Raw genomic sequence first — 12,059 nt, 5'->3', positions numbered from 1 at the left:
TCTATTCTCTGAAAATACTGTAATTTATTTTCTATTTCAATGTTTAACAGAAGTAGCATCATACCGAAAAATAGGTTTTCCCCCTTCACAATCTACCGATTTAGGTCGTGCAGGAATAGAGCAATCGCTTCCTATTCCCCATTTTTGATCAAATTCTCTTTGTTTTTGTGTGTATTTCGCTACTTTCTTTAAAAACGCCTCTACATCAATGTTTTTAGGATATGCTATATATCCCATTGGACCTCCACAAGCCTTACTTCCTATAGGAGCAAAATCCCATTGAGAACCATCTTCACAACTTTCATTTGAAGCTATCTGTATAATTTCAAGAAATAAGTTATTAATAATTTGTTCCTCTTGTTCCTGTGTAATATCTTTATTTCCCACACAAGCCAGTAAAAATAATACTCCAAATCCGAAAAAACAAAAAAAACTTTTCATAATTTAAAATTTAGATTAAACAAAGGAATTTCTCAATTCTTTGTCAAAATTTCACACTTTTGACAAAGAATTGAATCTTAATTTAGGATTATTTTACGTATTTCTCAGAAAGTTCCTTCGCTACTTTCTCCAAAGTTTCGGTGATTTTATCATTGAACTGACCTGCTTTCAACTCATCTAAAACATCACGATGTTGCAAGTTCAAGAATTCCAAATATTCTTTTTCAAATTCTTTTACCTTATTTACAGGTACTTGACGAAGCAAGTTCTTAGAACCTACATAGATAATCGCAATTTGATTTTCAACCGTATATGGGTCGTTCTGTGATTGTTTCAAAATCTCCACGTTACGTTTACCTTTTTCGATAACGTTCATTGTAGCTGCGTCCAAATCTGAACCGAATTTAGCAAACGCCTCTAACTCACGGTATTGAGCTTGGTCAAGTTTCAATGTTCCAGCAACTTTTTTCATTGATTTAATCTGAGCGGAACCTCCCACACGCGATACCGAGATTCCTACGTTAATCGCTGGACGTACACCAGAGTTAAACAAATCAGACTCCAAGAAAATCTGTCCATCTGTAATTGAAATTACGTTCGTTGGAATATATGCCGAAACGTCACCTGCCTGAGTTTCAATGATTGGCAAAGCAGTAAGCGATCCGCCTCCTTTTACCAAATGCTTGATGCTATCCGGCAAATCGTTCATTTTTCGAGCGATACTATCGTCAGCGATTACTTTCGCTGCTCTCTCAAGCAAACGAGAGTGCAAGTAGAACACGTCCCCAGGGTAAGCCTCACGTCCAGGTGGTCTTCTGAGCAATAACGACACCTCACGGTAGGCCACCGCTTGTTTCGACAAATCATCATAGATAATCAAAGCTGGACGACCCGTGTCACGGAAATATTCCCCGATAGCAGCTCCTGCAAATGGCGCATATACCTGCATTGGTGCTGGATCAGAAGCATTTGCCGCTACGATAGTGGTATAAGCCAAAGCTCCATTATCTTCTAATGTTTTAGCAATTGCAGCTACGGTCGATGCTTTTTGCCCAATAGCTACATATATACAGTACACAGGTTTTCCTGCATCATAAAATTCTTTTTGGTTAAGAATGGTATCAATACAAACCGTTGTTTTTCCTGTTTGACGGTCTCCAATAACTAACTCACGCTGACCACGACCAATAGGAATCATGGCGTCTACGGATTTGATACCTGTTTGCAACGGCTCATTTACTGGCTGACGGAAGATAACCCCCGGTGCTTTACGCTCCAATGGCATCTCGTATAACTGACCTGTGATAGGGCCTTTCCCGTCAATTGGCTGACCCAAAGTGTTTACCACACGACCTACAATACCTTCCCCTACATTGATAGAAGCAATCAATCCAGTTCTTTTAACTGTATCTCCCTCCTTAATATCTGTTGAAGGTCCTAATAAAGTAATACCTACGTTATCTTCTTCCAAGTTCAAAACGATACCTTTAAGTCCGTTGTCGAACTTTACCAATTCTCCGTATTGCGCATTCGACAGACCAAAAATACGAGCGATACCGTCTCCCACTTGTAACACCGTCCCCACTTCTTCCAAAGAAGCTGTGGCATCAAAATTAGCTAATTGCTCTTTTAAAATTGCTGAAATTTCAGCCGCTTTTATTTCTGCCATTTTTAGTTTATATTTTTTTATTTATAAATCTTTATTTGTAATAACTACTCAACAATAGTAACTATCCTATTGTTTTGAAAATTCATCAATTTATTATCCACGTATATTTTTTGTAATACGATAGCGTTTGTGGTTACAGAGAATTCGGATTTGATTTCGTATTTTTTATACCCCAAGTCAATAACTGTATGAGAAATTTTATCTTCGATATATAAAGAATTTATAAACACGTTTATCAGATACTTCTGACCCTCTTTTTCTGGGGCTATGAATGTAAAGCCCTTAGGTTCAGCTAAATTTGGTCTGTCGAACAGTTCTAATTTATTGTTTTTATCCTTGTAATATATTTTAATATTTTTAGGGTCAAATTTCTCATTAAAAGGACTTAGTAAATCATTCCCTTGATTATCTACAACAGAAAAGGAGGCACTACTACTTAAGTGTTTACAACAACCTACTTCACTATTTTCCTCATTGTTTATTTTTTCATTATTTTTGTTACAAGAAAAAAACAATGCTCCCATGATAATAATAAATAAACTCTTTCTCATAGCTATTTTCGTATATTATAAATTATTCCATTTTTGTAATCAAAGGTTCCATAATCTCCTTTAAAGGGAGATAAATACCACCCATTCCAAAGTCCATCCCAGCCAAAATTCATATAGTATGAAGGTACGATTTTATCATGACAGTCATAGCCCCAGCGACCAACTTTTATACATATTTCAATCATAACTTCTTGATATCCATCACATACCCATGCGTGACCCCCTGTATATATAGATTGTCCATTAAAAATAAATTCTTCTCCTCCTCTTAAAATAACAGGATATCCATTTTTAATTTCATTCTCAATTTTGGACAGGATATCATGTTCTGTATATATAGCTGATTTATAACTAAAAGAAGATTTAAGAGCATTTGCTACATGTGATGTTATAGCTCCAGAGTTCTCACAGCCATAATTCATATTCACAGAATTACCCGCATCCCTCATCAATTTTGAAATCTCATTAAAACCACCTGAATTTGTGTTTGAATTACCATTCTTCTTATTAGGCATTATAGACCAATTATATGAATTTGGATGATTATGAAATTTCATAATCTGAGCCATAGCAGTTGCTACACAACCTGTTAAAGCTCTTCCATTACTTTGAGATAAACAATTAAGATTTGGTGCCATATTATTATATCCTTCTCCTTGTCCCCATTCGGTTATTGTCAACGGACCATTTCTATAAATTAATTCAGGACTATTTCCGTAAGTTCCTCTTGCTGTTAATTTAGATTGTTTTACACCTGCTATATAATTTTCTATAAAATTAGCATTCCAATGTTTAGAAAAATCAACACTATCTTTTATCTTTCCTTGTTGTAAATCAGCAATATAACTGTTTTGATTCTGCAACCATTCTATTAAAAACGGAGGAATTTCCTTAGTATTTAAATCAAAATTATTATCATTTGAATAGGCTAATATAGGAAAAATCCTCTTGTCCGCTGGCATAATAAAAAACCCTCCATTTTCGTAATTAACAATATAAATCGAAGATTTATTTTCCTTAGTCCTAATAGGAGAAATTTCACGGACTTGATTTTTAATTCCTTTTTTAGAGAACATTATGTTAGTCGTTGTAAATATACTATCTGCCAAACTCTTAATTTCTTCTATATCTACATAGTTCAAATTGTTAAGTTTTCTGATGTCTTCAATGTTTTCTACCTCTAAATAACCTAAATCTTTATTACTATCTTGGCTACAACCAATAAATAAAATAACAATAATAAATGAAACGAAAAATGTATTTATTTTTTTCATAGCATAAAAACCTTTTGATTAATTAAATAAGTTAAAACTATTATATCTAAACAAACAATGTTTCTTGAAATTCTTGTTGTAATTTATTAAGTTTGAAAGCTACGCTGGCGTTATATTGAATGTCACCGACACGCAATATAAATCCGCCTATGATACTTTCGTCTACTTTATTAATCAAGGTAATATTTTTATTTTGTTTCAAACTTTCTACCTTTTGTAACACTTGTTTTTTCATCTCTTCCGTAAGAGGAACCGCTGTGATTACCTCAGCCGTTTCGTTATTTTTATATGAATTATAATGAATAACGAATTTCTCAGCGATTTGCTTCAAGATGGGCAATCGTCGATTTTCGATAAGCAAGGTGAATAAGCGTTGTACCTCTGGTGAAACTCCTACAAACACTTTATCCAATACATTTTTCTTAACCACAGTCTTTACGATGGGTGAAACCAAAAGATTGTCCAACTCTTTATTTGCTTCTATCGTTTTATGAACTAAAGACATATCACGGAAAACGCTCTCCACAGCGTTTCGCTGTAGGGCATATTCCAAAAGTGCCTTAGCATATCTGTTAGCTGCTCTGAATCCGTACATATTTTATTAGTTTAAAGTAGCTCCTTTCAAATATTCATTAATCAGAGTGGTTTGCTTCTCCTTGTCAGAAAGCTCGTTTTTGATGACTTTTTGAGCTATTTCAATTGACAACGAAGCAACCTTATCTTTCAATTGAGCAACTGCTACTTTTTTCTCATTATCAATAGCTTGTTTTGCTTGGTCAATCAATTTTTGTCCTTCTTTTTGAGCCTCTTCTTTAGCTTCAGCAACGATTTTGTCTTTTAACTCTTTCGCTTCTTTTAACATAGTGTCTCGCTCTGCTTTTGCTTCTGCTAACAAACGCTCGTTATCAGCTTTCAAATCTGCCATTTGCTTACGTGCCTCCTCTGCTGCTTCCAAAGCATTATTAATAGACTCTTCGCGCTGTTTAACCGCTGAAAGAATCGGTTTCCAAGCAAATTTTGCTAATAAAAAAAGTAAAACTCCAAAAATCAACGTTCCCCAAAACAGAAAACTTTCAGGATTTGTAAAATTCATTGTTCTAAATATATTTAAATATGATTCGACTTTTCTTTTTTACGAAAAAACCACCTTACAGCCAACCGCTGTAAGATGATTTTAACTTAATTATTTTGCGATTAACGCAACAACCACGGCGAAAAGGGCAACACCCTCGATAAGTGCCGCTGCAATAATCATTGCAGTTTGAATTTTTGAAGCTGCTTCCGGCTGACGAGCAATACCTTCCATTGCGGCTGCTCCAATTTTACCGATGCCGAAACCTGCTGCCAATGCTGCGATAGCAGCTCCAATTCCTCCTAAAACCATAATAAAAAAAATTAAGTGTTAATAAAAAATTATAATTAAATATTTAAATTTCAAATATTTGCGATATGCCTTTTTGATATTAGTGATGGTGTTCTTCCACGGCTTGTCCAATAAACAAAGCTGATAGCAAAGTAAACACATAGGCCTGTAAAGCTGCTACCAACAATTCAAGTACGTTAATGAACAAAGCAAAAGCAATTGACACTGGAGACACCCATACTGTTTTAAAGATGAATATCAAAGAAATCAAACTCAAGATAATGATATGTCCTGCAGTAATATTCGCAAACAAACGCACCATCAAAGCAAAAGGCTTAGTAAACATACCCAAAATTTCTACCGGAATCATAATTGGCAATAACCAAAACGGCACTCCTGGAGTCGCAAAAATATGTTTCCAATAGTTTTTGTTACTACTAAAGACAGTTACAAAAAATGTTATAATGGCTAAAAATCCTGTGAACAAAATATCGTTGGTCAATGTACTAGCGAATGGGAAAAACGGAATCAATCCGAAAAGGTTTCCGAACCAAATCAAGAAGAAAATCGTCAAAAGATAAGGCATGTAACGAGCATACTTTTCTTCTCCTATCTGTGGAATAGCAATATCATCGCGTACAAACAATACCAACGGCTCTAAGAAACCTGCCATTCCCTTAGGTGCTTTTGGATTCTTTTTGTAAGATTTTGCCATTGGAATAAAGATTGCTAACAACAAAATCGACACTAAAATCATTGAAAAAACGTTTTTCGTTATTGAGAAGTTCAACGGACGAGTATTAGTCACATGTCCGTCTTTATCAAAAGAAAGGCTTCCATCAGGGTTTGTGTAGTGAATTACTTCATGAAAACGAGCAAACTTCATTCCCTTCTTCTCAACCACTACCTTTCCATCATTGTCATGGTGAAACTCACTTGACATAAAAGTTATCAATCCGTTATCCGTCCAAAGAATTACAGGAAGTGGCATTGAAATAGATTTTCCTTGAAAGTCGGTAATGTGAAACTCGTGCGAGTTACTGATGTGGTGCATAATCATCGAAACAGGGTCAAAAGCCTCTTCCTTGTCTTTATTGGCATCAGAAGAAAATCCCTGAAACGGAATGAAAAATAACAAAAATAAAACGAATTTCTGAATTATGTTTTTAGCTACCATTATTATTTTGTAAAAAATATAAAATTTGTATTTTTCCTTATTTGGGCAAATTTACATTTTCAATCGGAATTAAGAAAATTTTTGGAGTATTTTTTTTTAGTCCAATTTATATTTTTTTATAAAACACTGATAATCAAGTTTATTTTTGTCCTTATAAATTTTTATCTTAATTTCTAAAACTCACACCAGCAGGAAAAAACATTTTGTCTAAAAATATTTTTTTGCTTGATTTCTTCATCTTATTTCAATACCTTTGTAACTGAAAATTCGTAGTCTCTTAGGTATCATGTAAACCATAAAAACTCAGAATTTTAGTTTTTTTCAAATTACTAAAACTTTCGCTTTTATTTTTTTGAACTATGCTATTATTTCTGAAAATTGGAAGAAGACGGAACCTAAGTCTGTGTGCTATTTTTGATTTTAAACATTATCCAGTAAATATTCACTAAAATATCATATTATGAAAAAGTTTTTATTTTTAAGTGTACTTTTGGGAGCATTGGCCTGTAGCAAAGAAAAAGACGTGAAACTTTGTTGCTCTCCTCCTCCCATTTTTAACTTATATATAAACAAAAGTTCCGATTCCTACAAAGAGTTTTTGGACTCAGAAGGTAAGTTTGACACAAAAAATGTTTCTTTATACCGCATGAACGGTAACGTAAAAAAAGAATACCCAGTAGCAGAGGTTTCCCCTTTGTTGCGGGAAAATTACCTTTCAGTAGGAACTCATCTTGATCGTATAAATGATGTTTATACGGGAAAAAAAGAAATCCTTTATCTCAAAAACGCTTCAAGAACGTACAAAATAGAAATAGAAGGAGCTATGGTCAGCCGCAATGGATGTTGCCCAGTTGCTGAAGTGAAAGAAATAAGAGTCGATGGCGTAAAAATTGAAAACGATTTTTTAGTAAAATAAAAAGTTAAACCCCGTAAAAAATGTTATCTCGGTTCTTTTTTATTATGGTAGGCTTGAAAAACTGAAAAGGCACGGCTCAGTCGTGTCTTTTCAGTTTGTTCCCAAAAATGAGAATACCTATTTTTCAGCCTCCAGGTCATTTATTTTCAGCGGATTGTGATTTAATTCATCGTACTCAATCCTATTTTTGAAAATATCGATCGCTGTAAAAACAGCTTGTCGGAACGAATCCGCATCGGCTATACCTTTTCCTGCAATTTCATAAGCTGTACCATGATCGGGAGAGGTGCGTACCCTACTCAATCCTGCTGTATAGTTTACGCCACTTCCGAACGAAAGTGTTTTGAAAGGAATCAATCCTTGATCGTGATAAGGAGCTATGACTGCATCGTAATTGCGATAGTTTTGAGTAGCGAAAAAGCTATCGGCTGAAAAAGGCCCAAAAACCAATATTCCTTGTTCAAACAATTTTTTCAGGGCAGGTCGAATCACTTCATCGTCTTCGTTACCTATGACTCCATTGTCACCACAGTGCGGATTGAGTCCTAAAACCGCAATTTTCGGTCGATGTAAACGAAAATCTTTACGCAACGATTCGTTCATCGCTTTGATTTTCTCAAAAATAAGGCTTTCGGTAATGTGTGAGCTAACCTCTTTTAACGGAACATGATCTGTGAAAAGTCCTACCTTAAGGTCTTCGCTGACCATAAACATCAAACTCTTTCCGTTAAGTTCTTTGGCTAAATAATCCGTATGTCCAGGAAATGTAAATTCCTCAGACTGAATGTTATTTTTGTTGATAGGAGCCGTTACCAACACATCTACATCACCTTTTTTGAGAGCTTCAACAGCCCTTTTTAGCGATAAAAAAGCATACTTTCCAGCTTCTTCTGTCACTTGTCCAAAAGCAATGCTGGGGGAATCCTTCCAACAATTTAACACATTGAGCTTCCCTACAATGGCATCTTCAATCTTGTCTATACCTTGAAAATTGGTATTTAACTCAAAATGTTTTCGCTGAAATGAAACCGTTTTATTGGAACCGAAAATGATAGGTGTGCATAATTCCAAAATCTTTGGATCTTCAAAAGTTTTTAAGATCACTTCCATTCCAATACCATTGATATCTCCTATGGAAATACCTACTCTAACTAATTCATCTTTCATTTATGTCTTATGTAAAATATTTTTTAGATTTGTTATTTTTGTCTTCAACATCACTTTTCCTATGTTAAAGCCGTGGTAATTATAGCTTTACGCTGTGCTACCATCTCGTTAAGTCTCCAAAATTACAAATAAATTAACTACTTTCAAAATATCTACTCAATTCTGTCTTTTTAGTTTCCACAGACAAAGTATAAAGGTAACAATCGCTACTATTACACCAAACAACAGAGAAAAAATAACTGTTCCTAAAGGCATTGTGTAACGTATCTGACCATCAACAATTACATAAGGAGGGTTTAACCACAGCAAAAATTGGTAGAACAGAACGGTAAAAATACTACATACCGAAACACTTACAACTAATGAAAAGATAATTTTATAAATCATTTGTTTGAGGTATCAGCTGTTCTTTCCAAATCCTCGCGTTCTTTTTTAAAATACGCTTTTCGTTTTTCGAAAGATACCAAATGTTCTTCTTTTAGATAAAAAAATGCATCGACCACAGAAAGCATATCCATTTTATACGAAGTTGTCCCAATAAAATTTGACCTTTCAATGTTATTTTCTGAAATTTCCTTCCGTGAAAGTGTACTTCGTAACGAAATAAACGCATAATCAGGATTGTATTTATCTAAAATATATCGTTCGAAGCTTCCTTTCTTGGCTTTGGGTTTGAATTTTCCCAATCCCAAATATCCCTTGAAACCCGTAACCCCTGTGGCAGGCACAAAGCCAATTACATAGTATTGGTCTTTGAATTTTTCCCGAAGAAAATGCCCCATAGTATAGTCCTTTGCAAATCTCTTTTCATCATATTGATTGATTTTGGTAATATTATCCATCAGATGTATGGAAGCCGCCCACAAAATAATCTTTTTATCAGGAAATTCGTAATTGGCTAAGTAACTCACATTTTCAGCCATCTGTTTATCCCTATGTGATAGATTTTTATAATTGAATCTGTATAACGACTTTATGTTCTCGGTCATTCGTTCCCAAAAATAATAGTAGCCGTTTTTGGTTTCTAATTTATTCAAAGCTTTCTTTACTTCATTAAATGTATTGTGAAGAACAAGTGTGTCTTTTGGAGGAACTTTGGCAAAGTAATAACATTTCTCAGCCGTAAAATTCAATGCTTTTTTAAACAATGAATCCGTTTTGATGTTTGAACCCGTGTCGGCATTTAGTTTTTCGAGAAACTCATTGTAATCATCGTTGAGTTTATAATCAAATTTGTAAAATAATTTCTCATCAAATCCCGTGTAAATCAGCGGTCTGTCTGTTTTTTGAGTTTCTAAAATATAGTCAAAAAGCTCGTACATATCATCAGTTATCCAAACACCGGAAATTTCTGTGAAATGCCAAGGTGTTTTAACTTGATTGGTTTTAACCGTTTCGTTATAATACTTTCTCAAATCATATAAAGGTGATTCTATAGCTATTACGTCAAATCCGCAATGTTGATGCATATATTTTACCATTTTAATTTTAGACACATAGGTTTCACCCATATAGTGGCTCGATTCACCAAGCCCTACAATACGGACGTTTTTCAAATCGTTTTGCAGGGTTGTTAAGTTTGTAAAATCGGCTTTTTCGTAATCCGACTTTGAAATGGTTTGTACTTGTGCAGAAGCAGTTACAAAAAACACGAGAGTGATAAACGACAGTATTCTTTTCATTTTTTATTTTTTAGATTAACATTTCAATTCAAAATGACAGCCATCATGAGTAATTCTATTAACAGAAAGATATTGAAAACCAAAAAAGCTGCCTTACAACTTCTGAAGACAGCTTTTTTATCTCATTTTATTATATGTCAGCATTTTCAACCTTCGTCCAAGTATCTTTTAGCCCAACGGTTTTATTGAAAACCAATTTTTCGGAAGTTGAATCAGGGTCAAGACTGAAATAACCCAATCGTTGGAATTGAAAACCTTCGCCTACTTTGGCATCTTTCAAACTCGGTTCCACATAAGCGGTAGTCACTTTAAGTGAATCAGGATTTACGTATTCCAAAAAGTCTTTTTCTTGACGGTCAGGCTCAGCAACGGTGAATAATCGGTCGTAAATACGTGCCTCTGCCTCCAATGCGTGAGGAACTGATACCCAATGCAATGTACCTTTCACTTTGCGTTTACTCGCCTCTGTACCGCTTCCGCTACGGCTATCGGGGTCGTACGTGCAATGAATTTCGGTAATATTTCCGTTTTCATCTTTTACAACGCTTTCTGCCTTAATGATATACGCATTTTTTAAACGAACTTCTCCACCTAATTTCAACCGGAAAAATTTGTTATTAGCTTCTTCTCTGAAATCTTCTCTTTCGATATAAATTTCTCTCGAAAAAGGCACTTTTCGGAAGGTTAATACCTCTTCTTCGGGATTATTTTCAGCATCCAACCATTCTTCTTTTCCTTCGGGATAATTGGTAATCAACACTTTAACAGGGTCAAGAACTGCCATTACTCGGTTTGCCTTTTTGTTCAAATCCTCACGAATGCAAAATTCCAACAACGAAACATCAATCAAATTTTCGCGTTTGGCAATTCCGATGGTGTCAGCAAATTTTCGGATAGACTCGGGCGTATAACCTCTTCTGCGTAAGCCTGATATAGTGGGCATACGCGGGTCGTCCCAGCCCGAAACGTGTTTTTCGTTGACCAATTGCAACAATTTTCGTTTGCTCACAATGGTATGCGATAGGTTCCGACGAGCAAACTCACGCTGTTTGGGACGGACTTTGTCTTTGTCAATAATTTGGTCTAAAAACCAGTCGTACAATTCGCGGTGTGGTAAAAATTCGAGCGTACAAATGGAGTGCGAAATTTGCTCCAAATAATCGCTTTCGCCGTGAGCCCAGTCGTACATTGGGTATATACACCACTGATTTCCAGTGCGATGATGACTTGAATGCATAATTCGGTAGATGATTGGGTCACGCATCAACATATTAGGAGACGCCATATCGATTTTGGCACGAAGCACATATTTTCCGTTTTCAAATTCGCCGTTTTTCATTCGCTCGAAAAGTTGTAAATTTTCATCAACGGAAGTATTTCGATACGGACTTTCAGTACCCGCTTGGGTAGGCGTTCCTTTTTGTTTGGCGATTTCTTCGGAAGTTTGCCCATCTACATAAGCTTTTCCTTGCTTGATGAGCTGCACCGCCCAATCGTACAATTCTTGGAAGTAATCGGAAGCGTAACACTCTCTGTCCCACTCAAATCCGAGCCACTCCACATCGCGTTTGATGGCATCAACGTATTCTTGTTCTTCTTTAGACGGATTGGTATCGTCAAACCGCAGATTTACAGGCGATTGATAACGCAACCCCAATCCGAAATTCAAACATATTGAACTAGCGTGACCAATGTGCAAATAGCCATTAGGCTCTGGTGGAAAGCGAAAACGCAACTTGCTGGAAGAAAATCCATTTGCTAAATCTTCTTCAATAATATTTTCAATAAAATTATTTGATTTTTGTTCTTCTGACATCGT

At 35.3% G+C, this 12,059-nt stretch carries 12 protein-coding genes; 1 reads left to right on the top strand and 11 read right to left on the bottom strand.

Going from position 1 to position 12,059, the window contains the following annotated elements; genetic code table 11:
* Positions 1-36 precede the first annotated feature (36 nt).
* The 8 genes from ACF3OB_RS07215 to atpB all read right to left on the bottom strand — a co-directional run bounded on the left by ACF3OB_RS07215 (position 37) and on the right by atpB (position 6,475).
* On the bottom strand, positions 37-441 hold the full coding sequence (locus ACF3OB_RS07215; RefSeq protein WP_392447252.1) for a hypothetical protein: 405 nt from the start codon (positions 439-441) through the stop codon (positions 37-39).
* An 88-nt stretch (positions 442-529) separates the two neighbouring features.
* The gene (gene atpA / locus ACF3OB_RS07210; RefSeq protein WP_392419925.1) at positions 530-2,110 is read right to left on the bottom strand and encodes a F0F1 ATP synthase subunit alpha; all 1,581 of its coding nucleotides are present in this window, start codon (positions 2,108-2,110) and stop codon (positions 530-532) included.
* Positions 2,111-2,154: 44 nt separating this feature from the next.
* Positions 2,155-2,661: a hypothetical protein gene (locus ACF3OB_RS07205; RefSeq protein WP_042008536.1), complete on the bottom strand. Its 507-nt coding sequence runs from the start codon at positions 2,659-2,661 to the stop codon at positions 2,155-2,157.
* A gap of 2 nt (positions 2,662-2,663) precedes the next feature.
* Positions 2,664-3,935: a C10 family peptidase gene (locus ACF3OB_RS07200; protein WP_172919555.1), complete on the bottom strand. Its 1,272-nt coding sequence runs from the start codon at positions 3,933-3,935 to the stop codon at positions 2,664-2,666.
* A 46-nt stretch (positions 3,936-3,981) separates the two neighbouring features.
* Positions 3,982-4,530: an ATP synthase F1 subunit delta gene (gene atpH, locus ACF3OB_RS07195; RefSeq protein ID WP_042347691.1), complete on the bottom strand. Its 549-nt coding sequence runs from the start codon at positions 4,528-4,530 to the stop codon at positions 3,982-3,984.
* Positions 4,531-4,536: 6 nt separating this feature from the next.
* On the bottom strand, positions 4,537-5,028 hold the full coding sequence (locus tag ACF3OB_RS07190) for a F0F1 ATP synthase subunit B (RefSeq protein WP_172918251.1): 492 nt from the start codon (positions 5,026-5,028) through the stop codon (positions 4,537-4,539).
* A 90-nt stretch (positions 5,029-5,118) separates the two neighbouring features.
* Positions 5,119-5,319, bottom strand: a complete 201-nt coding sequence (gene atpE / locus ACF3OB_RS07185; RefSeq protein WP_042347689.1) for an ATP synthase F0 subunit C — start codon at positions 5,317-5,319, stop codon at positions 5,119-5,121.
* A 79-nt stretch (positions 5,320-5,398) separates the two neighbouring features.
* Positions 5,399-6,475, bottom strand: a complete 1,077-nt coding sequence (gene atpB, locus ACF3OB_RS07180; RefSeq protein WP_095893605.1) for a F0F1 ATP synthase subunit A — start codon at positions 6,473-6,475, stop codon at positions 5,399-5,401.
* 460 nt (positions 6,476-6,935) lie between these two features.
* Between atpB and ACF3OB_RS07175 the strand changes: the two genes are divergently transcribed.
* Positions 6,936-7,391 (top strand): hypothetical protein, encoded by a 456-nt coding sequence (locus ACF3OB_RS07175; RefSeq protein WP_392447250.1) that lies wholly within the window; start codon positions 6,936-6,938, stop codon positions 7,389-7,391.
* A gap of 117 nt (positions 7,392-7,508) precedes the next feature.
* Here ACF3OB_RS07175 and pdxA read toward each other — a convergent pair whose 3' ends face one another.
* The 3 genes from pdxA to ACF3OB_RS07160 all read right to left on the bottom strand — a co-directional run bounded on the left by pdxA (position 7,509) and on the right by ACF3OB_RS07160 (position 12,056).
* Positions 7,509-8,558, bottom strand: coding sequence for a 4-hydroxythreonine-4-phosphate dehydrogenase PdxA (gene pdxA / locus ACF3OB_RS07170; RefSeq protein WP_095893606.1), 1,050 nt, complete (start codon positions 8,556-8,558; stop codon positions 7,509-7,511).
* A gap of 383 nt (positions 8,559-8,941) precedes the next feature.
* Positions 8,942-10,240, bottom strand: coding sequence for an erythromycin esterase family protein (locus tag ACF3OB_RS07165; RefSeq protein WP_392447248.1), 1,299 nt, complete (start codon positions 10,238-10,240; stop codon positions 8,942-8,944).
* 130 nt (positions 10,241-10,370) lie between these two features.
* On the bottom strand, positions 10,371-12,056 hold the full coding sequence (locus tag ACF3OB_RS07160) for a glutamine--tRNA ligase/YqeY domain fusion protein (protein ID WP_392447247.1): 1,686 nt from the start codon (positions 12,054-12,056) through the stop codon (positions 10,371-10,373).
* Positions 12,057-12,059 lie beyond the last annotated feature (3 nt).

This window comes from Capnocytophaga canis (genome assembly GCF_043187445.1).
In the GTDB taxonomy this organism is placed as follows: domain Bacteria; phylum Bacteroidota; class Bacteroidia; order Flavobacteriales; family Flavobacteriaceae; genus Capnocytophaga; species Capnocytophaga canis.
The sequence above is the reverse complement of the archived record's forward strand: the minus strand, read 5'-3'. Positions and strand labels throughout refer to the sequence as shown.

Coding starts and splice junctions, on each gene's coding strand:
- ACF3OB_RS07215 (WP_392447252.1), bottom strand. CDS start 441: ATGAAAAGTTTTTTTTGTTTTTTCGGATTTGGAGTATTATTTTTACTG.
- atpA (WP_392419925.1), bottom strand. CDS start 2,110: ATGGCAGAAATAAAAGCGGCTGAAATTTCAGCAATTTTAAAAGAGCAA.
- ACF3OB_RS07205 (WP_042008536.1), bottom strand. CDS start 2,661: ATGAGAAAGAGTTTATTTATTATTATCATGGGAGCATTGTTTTTTTCT.
- ACF3OB_RS07200 (WP_172919555.1), bottom strand. CDS start 3,935: ATGAAAAAAATAAATACATTTTTCGTTTCATTTATTATTGTTATTTTA.
- atpH (WP_042347691.1), bottom strand. CDS start 4,530: ATGTACGGATTCAGAGCAGCTAACAGATATGCTAAGGCACTTTTGGAA.
- ACF3OB_RS07190 (WP_172918251.1), bottom strand. CDS start 5,028: ATGAATTTTACAAATCCTGAAAGTTTTCTGTTTTGGGGAACGTTGATT.
- atpE (WP_042347689.1), bottom strand. CDS start 5,319: ATGGTTTTAGGAGGAATTGGAGCTGCTATCGCAGCATTGGCAGCAGGT.
- atpB (WP_095893605.1), bottom strand. CDS start 6,475: ATGGTAGCTAAAAACATAATTCAGAAATTCGTTTTATTTTTGTTATTT.
- ACF3OB_RS07175 (WP_392447250.1), top strand. CDS start 6,936: ATGAAAAAGTTTTTATTTTTAAGTGTACTTTTGGGAGCATTGGCCTGT.
- pdxA (WP_095893606.1), bottom strand. CDS start 8,558: ATGAAAGATGAATTAGTTAGAGTAGGTATTTCCATAGGAGATATCAAT.
- ACF3OB_RS07165 (WP_392447248.1), bottom strand. CDS start 10,240: ATGAAAAGAATACTGTCGTTTATCACTCTCGTGTTTTTTGTAACTGCT.
- ACF3OB_RS07160 (WP_392447247.1), bottom strand. CDS start 12,056: ATGTCAGAAGAACAAAAATCAAATAATTTTATTGAAAATATTATTGAA.